The sequence below is a fragment of the Brevibacillus sp. YAE8 genome (genome assembly GCF_057543335.1).
In genome coordinates this window covers 1-15,192 of the sequence record NZ_BAAIYG010000022.1, presented here as the reverse complement: position 1 = coordinate 15,192, position 15,192 = coordinate 1, and the positions used below count along the sequence as shown (strand labels likewise).

At 53.9% G+C, this 15,192-nt stretch carries 18 protein-coding genes; 6 read left to right on the top strand and 12 right to left on the bottom strand.

Translation table 11 applies throughout. The features are described from left to right. Positions 1 to 10 precede the first annotated feature (10 nt). Positions 11 to 1,510, bottom strand: coding sequence for a leucyl aminopeptidase (locus tag AC27IT_RS20515; protein ID WP_283858188.1), 1,500 nt, complete (start codon positions 1,508 to 1,510; stop codon positions 11 to 13). 54 nt (positions 1,511 to 1,564) lie between these two features. Beyond that, positions 1,565 to 1,939, bottom strand: a complete 375-nt coding sequence (locus tag AC27IT_RS20510; RefSeq protein ID WP_005836454.1) for a DUF309 domain-containing protein — start codon at positions 1,937 to 1,939, stop codon at positions 1,565 to 1,567. A 217-nt stretch (positions 1,940 to 2,156) separates the two neighbouring features. Between AC27IT_RS20510 and AC27IT_RS20505 the strand changes: the two genes are divergently transcribed. Further along, a complete protein-coding gene (locus AC27IT_RS20505) occupies positions 2,157 to 2,633 on the top strand; it encodes a divergent PAP2 family protein (RefSeq protein ID WP_025845312.1) in 477 nt (158 codons plus the stop codon). 24 nt (positions 2,634 to 2,657) lie between these two features. Beyond that, positions 2,658 to 3,425: a cobalamin-binding protein gene (locus AC27IT_RS20500; protein WP_007785710.1), complete on the top strand. Its 768-nt coding sequence runs from the start codon at positions 2,658 to 2,660 to the stop codon at positions 3,423 to 3,425. 153 nt (positions 3,426 to 3,578) lie between these two features. Here the strand turns inward: AC27IT_RS20500 and AC27IT_RS20495 are convergent, their stop codons facing one another. The 6 genes from AC27IT_RS20495 to AC27IT_RS20470 all read right to left on the bottom strand — a co-directional run bounded on the left by AC27IT_RS20495 (position 3,579) and on the right by AC27IT_RS20470 (position 7,135). Further along, positions 3,579 to 4,196 (bottom strand): 3D domain-containing protein, encoded by a 618-nt coding sequence (locus AC27IT_RS20495; RefSeq protein ID WP_283858189.1) that lies wholly within the window; start codon positions 4,194 to 4,196, stop codon positions 3,579 to 3,581. Positions 4,197 to 4,341: 145 nt separating this feature from the next. Next, the gene (locus AC27IT_RS20490; protein ID WP_005836445.1) at positions 4,342 to 4,602 is read right to left on the bottom strand and encodes a YuiB family protein; all 261 of its coding nucleotides are present in this window, start codon (positions 4,600 to 4,602) and stop codon (positions 4,342 to 4,344) included. A 201-nt stretch (positions 4,603 to 4,803) separates the two neighbouring features. Further along, positions 4,804 to 4,965: a YuiA family protein gene (locus tag AC27IT_RS20485; protein ID WP_005836443.1), complete on the bottom strand. Its 162-nt coding sequence runs from the start codon at positions 4,963 to 4,965 to the stop codon at positions 4,804 to 4,806. 153 nt (positions 4,966 to 5,118) lie between these two features. After that, complete coding sequence (locus AC27IT_RS20480; protein ID WP_283858190.1) at positions 5,119 to 5,601, bottom strand: NUDIX domain-containing protein; 483 nt, start codon at positions 5,599 to 5,601, stop codon at positions 5,119 to 5,121. Between the two features lie 88 nt (positions 5,602 to 5,689). Continuing rightward, positions 5,690 to 5,941, bottom strand: coding sequence for a hypothetical protein (locus tag AC27IT_RS20475; protein WP_007785712.1), 252 nt, complete (start codon positions 5,939 to 5,941; stop codon positions 5,690 to 5,692). 3 nt (positions 5,942 to 5,944) lie between these two features. Next, positions 5,945 to 7,135: an NAD(P)/FAD-dependent oxidoreductase gene (locus tag AC27IT_RS20470; RefSeq protein WP_005836436.1), complete on the bottom strand. Its 1,191-nt coding sequence runs from the start codon at positions 7,133 to 7,135 to the stop codon at positions 5,945 to 5,947. A gap of 337 nt (positions 7,136 to 7,472) precedes the next feature. On the opposite strand from AC27IT_RS20470, the gene AC27IT_RS20465 reads away from it, so the two are divergent. The 4 genes from AC27IT_RS20465 to AC27IT_RS20450 all read left to right on the top strand — a co-directional run bounded on the left by AC27IT_RS20465 (position 7,473) and on the right by AC27IT_RS20450 (position 10,797). Beyond that, a complete protein-coding gene (locus AC27IT_RS20465) occupies positions 7,473 to 8,483 on the top strand; it encodes an NAD(P)/FAD-dependent oxidoreductase (RefSeq protein WP_005836434.1) in 1,011 nt (336 codons plus the stop codon). 225 nt (positions 8,484 to 8,708) lie between these two features. Beyond that, the gene (locus AC27IT_RS20460) at positions 8,709 to 8,978 is read left to right on the top strand and encodes a hypothetical protein (RefSeq protein WP_005836432.1); all 270 of its coding nucleotides are present in this window, start codon (positions 8,709 to 8,711) and stop codon (positions 8,976 to 8,978) included. Between the two features lie 213 nt (positions 8,979 to 9,191). Next, positions 9,192 to 10,151 (top strand): AAA family ATPase, encoded by a 960-nt coding sequence (locus tag AC27IT_RS20455; RefSeq protein ID WP_197187125.1) that lies wholly within the window; start codon positions 9,192 to 9,194, stop codon positions 10,149 to 10,151. Beyond that, entirely contained in the window at positions 10,141 to 10,797 is a 657-nt protein-coding gene (locus tag AC27IT_RS20450; protein WP_197187124.1) for an RNA ligase family protein, read from the top strand. The genes AC27IT_RS20455 and AC27IT_RS20450 overlap by 11 nt, the downstream gene beginning before the upstream one ends. A 309-nt stretch (positions 10,798 to 11,106) precedes the next feature. On the opposite strand, the gene AC27IT_RS20445 is transcribed toward AC27IT_RS20450, so the two are convergent. From AC27IT_RS20445 to AC27IT_RS20430, 4 genes are all read right to left on the bottom strand, one after another. Further along, complete coding sequence (locus tag AC27IT_RS20445; protein ID WP_007785720.1) at positions 11,107 to 11,745, bottom strand: hypothetical protein; 639 nt, start codon at positions 11,743 to 11,745, stop codon at positions 11,107 to 11,109. A gap of 154 nt (positions 11,746 to 11,899) precedes the next feature. Next, a complete protein-coding gene (locus tag AC27IT_RS20440) occupies positions 11,900 to 12,262 on the bottom strand; it encodes a hypothetical protein (RefSeq protein WP_035317468.1) in 363 nt (120 codons plus the stop codon). Positions 12,263 to 12,869: 607 nt separating this feature from the next. Continuing rightward, complete coding sequence (locus AC27IT_RS20435; protein WP_005836423.1) at positions 12,870 to 13,262, bottom strand: cupredoxin domain-containing protein; 393 nt, start codon at positions 13,260 to 13,262, stop codon at positions 12,870 to 12,872. A gap of 114 nt (positions 13,263 to 13,376) precedes the next feature. Further along, positions 13,377 to 14,708: a helix-turn-helix domain-containing protein gene (locus AC27IT_RS20430; RefSeq protein WP_283858192.1), complete on the bottom strand. Its 1,332-nt coding sequence runs from the start codon at positions 14,706 to 14,708 to the stop codon at positions 13,377 to 13,379. Between the last annotated feature and the right edge of the window lie 484 nt (positions 14,709 to 15,192).

Genomic DNA, 15,192 nt, shown 5'->3' with positions numbered 1-15,192 from the left:
CTTTTTCGGTTTAGGATTGGCTGCGGCCTGCGACAAACTCGGCAATCGTGCGGGTCATGACGCCTGTGCCGCCAGGAGGCTGCATATCGCCTGCTGTAGCGGTGTACGCCGTACCGGCGATGTCCAGATGCACCCATGGCGTATCGCCGACGAATTCCTGCAGGAACACGCCGCCGATGATGCCGTGACCATAGCGCCCGCCCGAGTTTTTCAGGTCGGCAAAACGGCTCTTGTTCAGGCTGCGGTACTCTTCAAACATAGGCAACTGCCACAGACGCTCGCCAGCGGTGTCTGCTGCGCCAAGCAGCTCGTTCATGAGCGCCTGGTTGTTCGTCATTGCCCCGGAGCAGTAATGTCCGAGAGCGACGACGATGCCACCTGTCAACGTAGCGGCGTCGACGATGCACGACACGCCCTGCTCTTTTGCATACGTGATGCAGTCAGCCAAAACGAGGCGGCCTTCCGCATCTGTCGTGATGATCTCGACCGTTTTTCCGCTCATGGTCGTAATCACGTCGCCAGGGCGGAATGCCGTGCCGGATGGCATGTTTTCCACCGTTCCGATGACGGCGAGCACGTTGACCTTCGGCTTCATTTGGCCCAGCGCTTCCAGTGCGCCGATCATCGCAGCCGCGCCGCCCATATCCGACTTCATGTCTTCCATGCCCGCTACCGGCTTGATGGAGATGCCGCCTGTATCGAATGTCACGCCTTTGCCGATCAGGCCGATGACGTCGTCCCATGTCTCTCTGCCCTGATATTTGACCGCTACCACGTACGGCGCAAGCTCGCTGCCTTTTGCGACGCTGAGGACGCCGCCCATGCCCAGCTCTTCCAGCTTCGCTTTATCCAGCACCTCCACCGTCATTCCGTAGCGCTCCGCTACGGCGACTGCCGCATCTTTCAAGGCGCGCGGCGTCAAGTAGTTGGCAGGCTCGTTCACGAGCGTGCGCGCCAGGTTGGTGCCGGAAACGAGCGCACTGCCGCGCAGCACGCCTGTTTGCACGGCGCTTGCGGCGTCATCGGCAGCCAGAATCCGCACGGTTGCGATGGGCGGAAACTCCCGCTTCGCTTTTTGGCGGTAGCCTTCGTAGTTGTATTCAGCCAGTCCGAACGCTTCCGTCACGGCCTGGGACAGACGCTCCGCGCTCATGTGCTCGGTTGTCGGCAGGTCAATCGCGACGATTTTCGCTTTGCCTTTGGAAGCGACCGTTTTTGCTGCCCGTCCCCACGCATTGCGCGCTGCGACAAAGTCAAACTTGGCCGGCTCGCCCATGCCGACGATGAGCAATTTTCTCGCGGCGATCCGGTTCAAACCATGGATCACCGTTACCTCTTTTGCTTCGCCCGTAATCTCTCCTTCTTGCTGCAAACCGCTGAGGCTTCCGGCAAAAGCCGCTTCCAGCTCCGGGTACACCTGGGAAAGCTGCTCCCCTTTCCAAAGCGGCACGACCAGCTCGTCGCATGCGTAGCTCACGAGCTGCGAGCGTTTTTCTACGGTTACTTCCATATACTCTTCCCTCTTTCGCTGTGATAGGATACAATTATGGGCACATTTGTGTTTTTAACACGATGTGTCTACATACAAGCGCAAGGATGGAAACGTCATGGCTTTCGCCTCTGCGTACGGAATGGCATCCTGATCCGGCAATACAGCCTCGCACTTCTCTATGTAACGAAGCACTTCCTCTACGTCTAGCCCCCAATGCACGGGTCCGTAGCGGGACAAATACTTCCGCGCATTGCCAAACATCCAGCGAGCGCCTTTCAAATTGCCGTATTCGAGATGGTACAGTCCGACTGATAGTTGCAGCAATCCTTGCAAAAACTTATCGGATTTGTCCTCCATCCAGATGTCTTCCAGCAGATCGTGGCATTCGTAGTACTCCCCTTCATTGAACTTTTCAATGAACTGCAAATACTGCGCGGGATACTCCATGGATGCACGCCTCCGTTTCACACCTGCTTTTTTCCAAAAAAGCTGCCTCGCGAAGAAGCGCCTGCACGTATATGGCTGACCTTCCAACCAGGAGCTTTCCTTATGGTACCACAGATTGGCAACGCTTAAAATCCAAACGAAAACTTCACGGATTAAGACAACGCCCTTCTGTTACAATAATCAAGAGAAGCGTACAGTAGAAAGGAATGGATTTTCCGTGGCGGATATTCTCGAAAACTTCCCCTTATGGGCTGCACTAATTGCCATAGGAATCGCCCAATTTATCAAAATTCCCCTCCATTTTTTTGCAACGAAAACATGGCAATGGTCGCTGTTGCTCAGCACTGGCGGTATGCCCAGCTCCCACTCCTCTGCCGTGACCGCACTGTCGACCGCTGTTGGGCTGCGGGAAGGCTTTTCCAGCAACATGTTTGCTATCTCCGCCATTCTCGGCGTGATCGTCATGTTCGATGCCGCAGGCGTTCGCCGTCATGCCGGTATGCAAGCCGTTGTCTTAAACAAGCTCGTGGACGAATTTAACCACCTTCTGGAAGGCATGAAATCGTTAAAAGTGCGCCCGAACCAGGAAAAAGCGAAGAAGCTGAAAGAGCTGCTCGGCCATCAGCCGATCGAGGTGCTGATTGGCGGATGGCTCGGCGTCATGATCGCATTGTTGGTGCAGCCGTTTTTTTAGGACGTTTCCACAGGGGGGATTCACATGCGTATCGTTTCCATCTGTCCGAGCAATACGGAAATCCTCTATTATTTAGGTCTGCATGAGCACGTAGTGGGGCTGGACGATCACTCCGACTGGCCTCCCGAATGGCAGCACTTGCCCCGCGTCGGCCCCGACCTCTCCATCGACATGGAGCGGGTAGTTGCGCTCCAGCCTGATCTGGTCGTCGCCTCGCTGAGCGTCCCCGGCATGGAAAAAAATGTGGAGGCGCTGCGGGAGCGAGGAATCCCGCATATCGTGCTGAATCCGTCGCGAATCGGCGAAATCGCCGCTGACATCAGGCTGGTCGGCGAAGCGACAGGCTTTCACAAGCAAGCCGAGCAGCTTGCGGCTTCCTTTGACGAAAGAATAGAAAGCATCCGACAACAGACCGCTGCCTTTTCCCGCCGCCCTAAGCTGTACTGGGAATGGTGGCCCAACCCGATCTACACCCCGGGCCGGGAAAACTGGCTGACAGACGTGAGCGAGATCGCCGGGGCCGTCAATGTGTTCGCCGACTTTCCCGTCGCCAACGTGAAGGCGACGCGGGAGATGGTGCAGGAGCGCGACCCTGACCATATATGCGTCGTCTGGTGCGGGATCGAGCTTCGGCGCATCAAGCCGGAAACGATCACGAGCCGCCCGGAGTGGAGCGACATGACAGCGATTCGCCAGGGCCAGGTTCACTTGCTGGAGGAAGGGCTGTACTGCCGTCCGTCTCCCCGCATTCTCGACGGGCTGGAGCAGCTCGTCAAGCTGATTCATACATAAGCCAAGGCTGCGCCGCCAATCCGCGTACTTGCCAGCCAAGCCAAAAAACGTTCAAAGCCATCGCCTTGAACGTTTTTTTCTGTTTGCTTTCCTACCGCCGTTGCGGTATTTTTTGTCTTCGCTTTCGTTATGCAGTTGTTTTGGTCCGGGCATCTAGTTGGCTACTTCCGCCATCGCGGCGATGCCCTTTTGGTTCAGGTTGTTGAGAAAAGCCTCGGTCAGCTTTCCTTCCCCGCGTCTGACGATATATACATCGACTGATTTTTTGCCCCATTGGTTGAATACGTCTTGCTTCGTCTCGAAGTACAGGTCGATCTTGTGTCCGCGAATCGCTCCGCCCTTGTCCGCCACAACCCCGTATCCGTAGCCTGGTATGTACAGGATCGTTCCCAGCGGGAAAATGCGCAAGTCGGCGGCAATCGTCGAATAGTCGTCCCGGCGAACCTTCACGCCCGAGTACGTAATCCCGTAGGACGGGTCGGAAGGGTTTTTTCCGGTCGACTCGAACCCGGCGTAGTAGCCGGTCGCGACGACGCGAACTTTTGGGTATTGATCGAGAACTACATCCGCTTTATCAATGACTTGAGTGAGTGAACTGGCCGATACTGTCCGTTTTTTGACGACCCGTTGCCCCTCTTTGATTTCCTTGATTCCGAAGGTGGATTGGAGATTGTGGTCTCCTACCACGTTGTAGCCGTATCCATCCCTTGCAAACGCCGTCAAGACCAGGATGAACAGCGCGAGGATACTTACGAACTGCTTCCCATTCATTTCTTGGTAAACCTCCTCTCGGTTCTAGTCATGTCCCGAAGAGGAGAAAACTATACACAAATTTTGGATTGTTTCAGAAAGATTCAGTATGTTTCTTCATGGCAAAAGAAAAACAGGCCCTCAAACAAGGCCTGTCTTGCATCCGCTAAAACATCCGGTATCCTTTTTTGCGCAGGGTGGAAATCGTCCAGCCGCTGCCGACAGTCCCTGCCATTCCGCAGCCGAGAATCACGGCATCCCAGACGCCGGGAACGATCTTTTGATAGATCAGCGCCCCTACGACCACGCCGACTCCGATCACGACAGGAAGCCATGTCGTTTTCAAAATCATGTTTAAAATAAACCCAATGCCAAAACCGAGCACGGTGAACAAAACGATGGAAACCATAAATTGCAATAAGCTCATCGACCGCAAGACCTCCTGCCATCGTCTCCGGCTTTGCCTTTTTTCGGTCGGCAAATCAAAGGAGGACGGGCTGTTTTCGCCTTTTAGTGTAGCAAAAATGGCAGATACAGGTCAATACGAACAACCGCCGCGAGCGCAGACGAAAAGAACCGCCGGGCATCATCCCCTGACGGCTCTTGCTCTATGCAACAACGGTGTGTGCTATTTGTTCGTGGATACTGCTTCCTGATGAACGTCTTTTCCTGCGCCATCACAGTTCGGGCAATTTTCCGTGCCACCCAGGAGCAGTTGGAAATACCCTTGGCCATGGCAGTACGGGCATTGTTCTTGGTTATGTCTCATGATGAGCTCCCCTTTCTCCATACATGCTCCGTTATTAATTGCATGTATTTTCAGATTATTTTGATGTATCTAACTATAGCAGAACAGAACCGTTCTTCACAACACAGTTTTTCTCCGATATCGCAGAAAAAACCGCGATGTAAGCGGAAACATCGCGGTTTAGCTTTCCTATTCTCAGCCTTGCTTGAAGATTTTATAGGAGGTGTACTGAAAGACGGGATCAATCTCATAGGATTGCCCCTCCATGCCTTCCTCCCGTCTTATATAGCCAGGCAAAATAATTTTCAAGTATGTAGAAGAAAGCGGGTCATCCATCAGCTCGCGAATCGGCAAAAATCGCGCCTCCACAATTTCGCCCTCCTGTGGACGAGGCTCGCCGCTCACGTAATCCATCCAGAAAACGACCATGTTGTCGCTGATCGACTCGCGAATGACGCCCGAGCGGATGCCCGCGATCTGCCGCACGACAGCCTTGACACCCGTTTCTTCCAAAACCTCGCGCGCCGCTGCCTCGTCGACCGTCTCGCCCTCCTGCACGAACCCCGCCGGAAACGACCATTGTCCCTTCAGCCCGCTGTACGCTTTTTTGACTACCAGCGCTTCTTCCCCGCGGATGACGATCCCGCAGGCTCCCAGCCACACTTTTCCTTCGCGCATGCTGCTCGCTTCCTTTCTCTTCCAAGCTTTCTGTCCCACTTTTGATTGTACACGAAACCCCCGGCAATCGCTCGCCGGGGGTACCAGATCAATCGTCGTCGTCATCCAGAAGCCCATTGTCAATCATGTAGCGCAGATTTTCCCGATCCCTCTCCCGGCCCTTTTCCTTGAGCCGATCGATGGCAGGCAGGATGAGAATATCTACCTCACGCTGTACATGCCATGCCAGGTCGTGCCGCCCTTGCTCTTCCAAAAAAGCGCCCACTTCCATCAACGCATTGTACCGCTCCATTTCGTCGCGGGTCATCAGCCCTCTGACTTGAATGCTCGCGTGACGCATCGCTTACAGCTTCACCTTTTTCAGCGCAAGGCCGACGCCGCCGATTTTGTACAGGTAGCGCAGGTCGCTTGCCTTTTTCATCATCGCTGCTGTGCTGCCAAACAGCTTTTTCGAGCCGACCTGGCCGATTCCTTCGCCTTTGCCGAGAGAGGCCAGCGTGCCTTGCAGATGCGGGACGAACTTTTGCGGAAGCTCTCCGCGAATGAGCGCGGCGAGGTTTTCTCCGAGCGTCTCGCCTTCCTGCACGGCGATTTGCGCTGTCGGCGGATACGGACGTCCTTCCTCGTTGAAAATGAGGGCGCAGTCGCCGACGACAAACACATTTTCATAGCCAGGCGCACGCAAGTATTCGTCTACCTTGACGCGGCCGCGCATGACCTCGAAGCCCGCTTTTTCCACGATGCTGTTGCCGCGAACACCCGCTGCCCAGACCACCGTTTTCGATTTGATCTCTTCCCCGGTCGCCAAAAGCACTCCATCCGGCGTGCACTGCTTGATCGGGGTGCCGATTTTGAACTCGATGCCTTTGCGCTCCAGCACGTCCATCGCGTACTGAACCAGCTCGGGATCGAAGCCCGGCAGCGCAGATGGCGCCGCTTCGATGCAATACACCTTGACCAGCTCAGGGTCCACGTCAAACTCCTGGCACAGCTCAGGCAGGCGATCGCCCAACTCTCCGCAAAATTCGATTCCCGTAAAGCCAGCGCCCCCGACCACGAAAGTCAGATAGTCAGTGCGGTGCGGCTCGTTTTTATATTTGGAAAACATGTACTCGATATGCTCGCGAATATGGCGGACGGCGTTGATGCTGCGAATGCTGAAGGCGTGCTCTTTCAGCCCTTCGATGCCAAACGTCTCCGGCTCGCTGCCAAGCCCGATCACGAGGTAATCGTACGTCAGCACGTCGCCGCTTTCCAGCGTGACGCTCTGTTCTTCCGGCTGGATCGACTGGACCGTGCCTTTGACAAACTGCACTTTGTCCTGATTCAAAAGCTTTTCCAGATTGACGCGCGCATGGTCAGCAGAAGCCGTGCCCGCAGCCGGCTCGTGCAGCCAGGTCGTGATGTAATGATAGTTGTGCTTGTTTACGAGCGTAATTTCCGCCTCGTTGTAATTCAGCTTTTTTTGAAGCTGCAACGTGGTCAGCAAACCGCCGTATCCTGCGCCAAGAATGAGGATTTTGGGTGTACTCATCGGTATCCCTTCCATTCATTGTTAATGGTAACCAGAGGAAGTTTGTGCGAAATTTCACGTAGGCTGTTACGTACTAAGATGCCCCAACGAATAAAAAATGACGTATCGAAAATGATTGCCTGTTATGTCCTAAAATCCAACCTGTGAAAAAAAGCACAAACTTGCAAACAACAAATGTGACAATTTCTTTACAGTCACCCTCATCTTATCGGGTGCTACCGTGATTTGCAAGGGTTTTTTGCCCAAGAAGCCGAATTTTCCCTGCTTTTTTTTCTTTCATTTGTTGGGTTATAATGGGTGGGGAGTTCGTTTTTCGACTATTCGGAGGTGCTTTCGATTGAATTTTCTGCAAAAGGACGAGCAAATCTACGACATTACGATCATTGGTGGAGGTCCTGCCGGTTTGTTCACCGCTTTTTACGGCGGCATGCGGCAGGCAAGTGTGAAAATCATTGAGAGCATGCCCCAGCTTGGCGGGCAACTGTCTGCTCTCTATCCGGAAAAATACATTTACGATGTAGCCGGGTTCCCGAAGGTTTTGGCGCAAGATTTAATCAATAATCTGAAGGAGCAGATTTCGCGTTTTCAGCAAACCGTTTGCCTGGAAGAGAAAGTGGAAAACGTAGAGAAAAAAGCGGACGATGTATTTGAAATCACTACGGACAAAGGCGTACACTACTCCAAGTCTGTCATCATCACAGCCGGCGTGGGCGCGTTCGAACCCCGCAGACTGGAACATCCGGATGCCGTCAAATTTGAAAAATCCAATCTGCACTATTTTGTCACCGACCTGAACTCCTTCAAAGGACAGCGCGTCGCCGTCGTTGGCGGCGGAGACTCCGCTCTCGACTGGTCTTTGATGCTCGAACCGATCGCGAAAGAAGTCCACCTCATCCACCGCAGAGACAAGTTCCGCGCCCATGAGCACAGTGTAGAAATGCTCATGGCGTCCAAAGTAAACGTCACGACGCCTTTTGAAATATCCGCCCTTCACGGCGAAGAAAAAATCGAACGGATTACCCTCACGAACTGCACCACGAAAGAAGAGCGCGATCTGGAAGTCGACGCCGTCATCGTCAACTTCGGCTTTATCTCCTCGCTCGGCCCGATCAAAAACTGGGGGCTTGAGCTGGAAAAAGGCTCGATCGTCGTCAATTCCCGCATGGAGTCGAACATTCCTGGCATTTTCGCTGCAGGCGACATCGCCACCTATCCGGGCAAAGTCAAGCTGATTGCCGTCGGCTTCGGCGAGGCTCCTACCGCTGTCAACAACGCGGTGGCCTACTTCAATCCGGACGCCAAATTGCAGCCGGGGCATTCCTCCAGCATGGACAACTTCAAGTCTTGATCGTCCCAAACCGTTATGGCCGTCTTGCCGCGCGCAGGCGGTCACACTGCTTTGCTTTTTTACAATCACCCCGTCCTTGTGCTGCCTGTGCTGTTGCGGCGCAAGGATTTTTTTCGTTACGGCTACGAGCCAAGCGTGCGGGTGTACGCATAGCTGACGGCGTTCTGACACACAGTAGAAAAAGCAAAGCGATACGCATGCGCCTATGTTCTGGAGGGAAAAACCATGGACCACCTCTGCCCGGTTTGCAATGGATTGGCTTCTCTCTCGCAAGCTTGCCAACGCTGCGGCACCCTGCTCGCAGACGCCGGACGCCTGTACGACTACTACGGCGATTACAGCCCTTATCGGGAAATCGACGACGCCAAGCTGGACAACGGCTATCCGGATCGCCGCAACCACCAGTGCCTGCACACAGGCTGGTGCAGCTTTTGCCAGGCCGAACAAACCGTAGCTGTGCAGGAATGGACACCCGACAAGCTATTTTACGAGTAAACGAAAAACACGCAAGCATCCCGTCCCGTCCGCTTACGGATACGGGATGTTTTTCCTGCCTCGCTCCCTCTCCCATTTTTTTCTTCCCTTTTGCCAAATTCACGCTATAATATAAGGAATTATTTGTTAAAGGACGGAATCAACATGTAATGCGCAAACAGTCGACCCCCTGCACCTGTCACCTGGCATCACCTTTGAGGGGAGCGTCTTTTTATGAACAAATTAATCATGATGGTCGGCATTCCCGGCAGCGGCAAAACCCGTGCGGCAGAGCAGATCGCGAAAAAGGAACGGGCAGTGCTCGTCTCCACGGATGCCGTTCGGCTGGAGCTGTTTGGCGACGAAGCGAAGCGGCGCAAAAATCCGCTCGTCTTTCAGGCTGTTTACGCCCGTATCGGGCAGGCGTTTGCTGCGGGAAGCGACGTTGTCTTCGACGCGACGAATGTCGATCGGGACAAGCGGATAGCGGTTCTGGAGCGTTTTGCGCCAGCGATCGCGGAATGCTACTACTTGAATACGCCGTTTGACGTCTGCCTGCAACGAAATCAGGCGCGAAAAAGAAAGCTGGACGCAAGCGTGCTGGAAAAGTACCGCAAAAACCTGCATTTCCCGCTGCACCGGGAAGGCTTTTCCACGGTTCATCTGGTGCACGAGCCTGCTGCTTACGGCATGACCAAAGAAGCTTTTACCGCCTTGCTGCAAAGCGAGCCTGCCTACGACGAGCTGTTCGCTGCCTTGGGCAAGGTCTCGTTTTTTCAGCAAATGAAAGATTTTCCGCAAGACAACCCGCATCATCAGCACACGCTCTGCCGGCACACGTACCACGTCCTCGAGTACGTCAACACCTTTTACGAAGAGGACGACAAGCTGCTGCTGCAAATCGTCGCGCTGTTTCATGACGTGGGAAAATTGTACACAAAAGTGTTCAAGGAAGCGAAAGGCCACTATAGCTACTACGGGCACGAGTACGTCTCCAGCCAAATCGCCGCGCATTTTTTAAAGGAGCTGGGCTTCGCCGACGCGTTCGTCTTCCAGGCTGTCGCGCTGATCGAGATGCACATGAAAATTGCCTACGGCGGCGACGAAGGCGCTTCGGAGATTTACCATCTGGCAGGAGCGGACCTGCTGACGAAGCTGTACTTTTTCAAAGAGGCGGATCACTATGGAAAATAAGCAGACGACCTTTTACCGAAAGTATCCGCGCACCTTTCATCTGCCCTGGTCCAGAAGCAAAACCGACGACGATCGGATTTTGCGCGATACCTCTCACTTTGTCGGCAAAGAAATCGTCGTGACGGAAAAGCTGGACGGAGAAAACACCAGCCTGTACCGCGACTATATGCACGCCCGCTCGATTGACAGCCGCGACCACCCTTCCCGCCATTGGGTCAAAATGCTTCACGGCTCGATCGCCCACCTGCTTCCCCCCGGCTACCGCATCTGCGGGGAAAATGTGTTTGCCAAACATTCGATTGGGTACGCGGAGCTGACGAGCTACTTCTACCTGTTCTCCGTCTGGGATGACCAGAACGTCTGCCTCGGTTGGGACGATACCGTCGAGTGGGCGGAGCTGCTGGGTCTGAAAACGCCGCCTGTCCTCTACCGCGGCCCGTGGGACGAGGAAAAGGTGAAGGCGTGCTACACGCGGCAATCCGTGTTTGGCGGCGAGCAGGAAGGGTACGTCGTGCGGCTCACCTCTTCGTTTGCCTACGCCGATTTCAAATACAGCGCGGCGAAGTTCGTGCGCAAAAATCACGTGCAAACGGATCAGCATTGGATGGCGAAGGCTGTGGAACCGAATATGCTGAAGCTGGAGTAACTGCTGGAGTTGGGGGTATTGGCTGGTGCTGTCGTGAGTGGCTAGCTGGTGCTGTCGCCGTAATTGACTGCTGTTGTCATGACTATTAACCGCTGCTGTCGCCGTAATCGGCTGCTGCTGTTGCATGATTAGCCGCTGCTGTCGCCGCAATTGGCTTTCCTGCTTGGCGGCGGGATGCCGTTTCAGCTCCTTTTCGTTGCCGTACCCAGCCGAAAGACGACACTTTGACGTTGCCCGAACTGGCCCCGCAACAAAAACAGGCGTGCTCGAACCCTCATCCGGTTCGCACGCCTTTTTCTTTTCTCCTGCCTACTTTTTCCTTTGCTCCAGCTTTTTGGCCAAGAGCGCATTTTTTGCTTTCATTTGTTCCAGCATTTGCGGCAGCACCTCTTTGATTTTCGCCGCATCTCCCGATTCAATCGCGGCGTGAAAGGCTTCGTGCGTCATGCGCATTTTTTCCATCCGGGCTTTCCTGGCGTCGCGATCTTCCTTCGCGCCCGGCATCGCCATGTTTTTCTCCTTCCACTGGGCGAGCTGCTGCTCCATTTGCTCGTTGGTGATTTCGCCTTTTTTCACCTGCTCGTTCAGCTTGCTGACGAGCTGCCTGCGCTCCTCGCGCTTCGCCTTCCATTTCGGGTCTTCGCGCAGGGCGGCAAACTCGCTCATCAGCCGCTCCCGCTCCTTGAACACCTCTTGCCACTGGGCCACGCTGTCCGGGGTGTATTTTTCTGCCAAAAGCAGCATGTACATCTTCTGATGAACGCTGCCATGCATGCCGTGGCGCATTTTTTTGTGCATCTGCCCATGCTCGCCATGGTCGTGCGCCATCCGGCTCGCTGGCGTCATCTCTGTGTCGGGCAGCCCCGGCTCCGCCGCCTGTGCGAAGCTCGGCAGGGCCAGCCCCATCGCAATCGTTGCAATCACCATGCTGTTTTTCCACTTGTTCATGCTGCTCTCTCCTTTTCGCTCATCCTTGGCTTGGCATTGCGTTGCGCCAAGGGGTATTTGGTTTTTCGCCTTGCTAGTCGTCAGTTTTTCCATCAGTTGTGGCAGGATTGTCGTGGAATTATGTAAAAATGTGTAATTTCTTTTCGCTGCCCGTCTATAAAGGCCGCAGCCCTGCCCTGTTCAGGCCAAACAGCTTCACCAATCCCATCTGCTCCAGATCATGCCGCGTCTTTTCCGTACCGTGCTCGTAAATCAGCCGATAAATATCCCGCAAGTTGTCATCGTACTCGTCGTTGTCCCGGTCCGGCATGTCGGACCAGAGCGTATGTCCATGCATCCACATCATGAAGTCGCCGTGCATACAGTTGTTGAACAGGTCACGCATCATCCCGACTTCCACATCTGTCGCCTCGATTTCAAAATCGTAAGTGGCGGAGCCTTTTTCATCACGGATCTCGGCAACCGTCGTCCCGGCCTGCAGCGTGACGTAATATTTCTTTTTTTCCAAGGATGTCATCTCCATTCGCGAAAACCGGCTTGAAAACATTTCCTCCTTACCTTGTGCAAAAAGCGCGGAAAACATGTGTTGTCCGGGCTGAGCAGAGGGGGTGTCGCTGCTCTTTCGAGGCGCAAGACGGTCACAGGTGGTCAACCGTTGCCTTCATGCCGCGGAACTTCGATGTCGCTGCTCTTTCGTTTCGCAGCGTTGTCACAATGCGGCCCGGTACTGCGCTTTTTGCAAGCTGGTCGCTGTGCGGCATTTTCTAGCTTTTTCACGCGAGAACACCTGGCCCCGCCACGCTTTTTGGGCTTATGGCAAAGTCCTCACCCTACTTCTACGCACGAAAAAGCCCTCCGCGCAAACGGGGGCTTTTGGTTGTCTGGTCTTCTATTTGTCTTCCTTGCGCAAATTGTGGCCCGTATTTTCTCCGGTCTTGGGCGGCGTGCTGCGCGAGCCTGCCGACGCTTCTGTCGGGCGCTTGTCTTTGTTGTTGTGCTTGGACATGAGGGACCCTCCCTTGTTGTATCATGCTGTGCTACCTGTGTAGTATGCCCCATGTCCCCGCGAAAAAAAGAAAACACCCTGACCCGCGAAAAGCAAGCCAGAGTGTTTGGTTCCGTGTTTATTTGACTACCAGTGTCGCGAGCATTTTACCGTGATCCGGCCCGCAGATGACATTGCAGAAAATTTTATATTCACCAGGCTGATCGACTTTCAACGTTTTGCTGCCGTCTTTTTGAATATCTACGTCCAAACCTTCAATCCCGATTCCGTGAAAGCCTTCGGTCGACTTGAAGTTAATCGTAAACTCTTCGCCTGCTTTTACTTCATAGGTGTCCTGGTTAAACTTCCAGTTGCTAGCTTCGATGTTGATCGCGTTGCCAGTAGTCGCCGTTGCTGGAGCCTCTGTAGTAGAATTGCTATTCGCCGCCTGCTCTTTTTCGCCGCCGCATGCTGTCATCAGCATCGCCGAGAAGGCAACTGCCGAAACCAACAGAGTCCACTTCTTGTTCACAATGACCCCTTCTTTCTACTTGATTCTACACTTCCATCTTACTGGAAAGTAGCTGTCCAAAATCTGGGAATCTGTGACCGAATCGTGACGAATTTGCTACCAATTGTTGAACACTCAAACAGTTTGGCCGTCTGTATTCGCTGGCAGTTGAATCTGGTAAATCTTCGTCGGACGCCCCCGCAGCTTCTCCTGCTTTTTGTACAAAATTTTCGCGACGCCTTTTTCCTCCAGCCGATTCAGGATGCGGTTGGCGCTGCGCACCGTAAGTCCCAGATGGTACGCCAGCTCGTCCGCCGTCAGCTCGTTGCTCTCCGTTTTGGCGAGCACGGCCAAAATTTTTTGCAACTGCAACGTCGACAAGTCCGTCTCTTCGCTCCAGCGCTGGATGTAGTCGGTGATCTGGTTGCGGTATTGCAGGCACGTCTCCTCGCCGAGCGGCCCGATGACCTGGTCGCTGTCCGTCACGACGTACGTGCCGGAAGTTTTGCCTGCTGCCGACATGCTGTTCGCCGATTGGGCATTCATCCTCGCCTTGTACATGCTGTTGCCCACTCCCCAGCCGATGTGCACCGGACACGGCAGCGTCTTTTCCAGATAGGTGAGCAAAAGACAATGAGTGAGGTTGTCCGTCAAGAGCTTCAAGTCTTTGAACGAGCTGATGATTTCGAAGCTCGACGCGGATTTCTGGATGATGAACGGCACTTTTTTCTCGGTGCTGAACTCCAGCAGCGATTTGTGCAGCAGCATTTGCCGCAGCTCCCACTCGTTGAGGCTCTCCTTTTGTGTCTCGACGTTTCCAATCGTAATATGTCCGATCGCGATCCGGCTCTCCGCCAGCTTGATCGCGGAAAGCTCCGTTGCCATCTGCTCAAACTGCGCGGCAACCGACTCCGGCGAAGGAAACACGTACAGATGCGGCACTCCGCGATCGGTCAGCGCCTGCACGATGTTGCTCATCCTCGTCATCGAAAAGTCGATCTTGCCCGCCTGCCACAGCCGCAAATGCTCATCCAGTACCGCTTCGTAAATCTGGTCGTTCACTTCCACCGGTGAGAGCGTGTACGGCATCGAGTCCGCTCCGACGACTTCTTTCAAGCCAAGGAAGTTGTTTTGCGCAAAAACAAAATCAATATACACTCTGGAAAAATCCAGGTCGCGATTGCGCAGGCTAAGCTGGAACAGCTTTTTATAAAATTCCTGCTCGCTGATCTGGAGGGTATATGTCGGGATCGGGAAGCTGCCCCATTCTTGCATGAGGTACGCATACGCAAGCTCGGTCAGGACAAAGCCGTCGACATGCTGCTGGTTTTTCCGGTAGAGGTTCGTCGTTTCATGCAGGCGATGATACGGCAGCATGACCAACTCGCAACTGTCCTGGAGGCGCATGGGCACGGATACCAATTCTTTCAAAGAGTGCTGGGCAATGATCGCACCCAAACGGATCATCAAGATTCCTCCTTTCACTCTTTTGTCATTATAGGAGATTTACGCTCCTTTGAAAATATTTCGAAAAGACTTGCAATAAACAAAACGATGGCGTAAAGTTATTTTCAAAAAAACGTCTATAAAGTGTCTAAAAATAGTTTTCAGAAAGGAGGAACGCGCTCCCCTGTCGCCTGAGACGGTCATGTCCCGCCTTTTGCCCACCCAACAATGAAAACGCTATCAAGGAGGCCTTACGATGAACAACCCGGCTATTGCCAACAGCAAGAACAAGTACCTGGTCCTCGGACTTCTCTGCCTCGCCGCTGATCGCTGACCAAAAAAAAGCGTGAACAAAAGCCCTTGCGCCGCTGCTTTGTCTGGTATTATCCCCTCATGGTAGACAGTGAAAAAAGACCTCATGGTATGATGAGATCAACACTGTTGACCGGAGGGGATTTTCTTATGCCGCCACGTAAAGGGCAAAAACAGCAGCAATATGACGAAG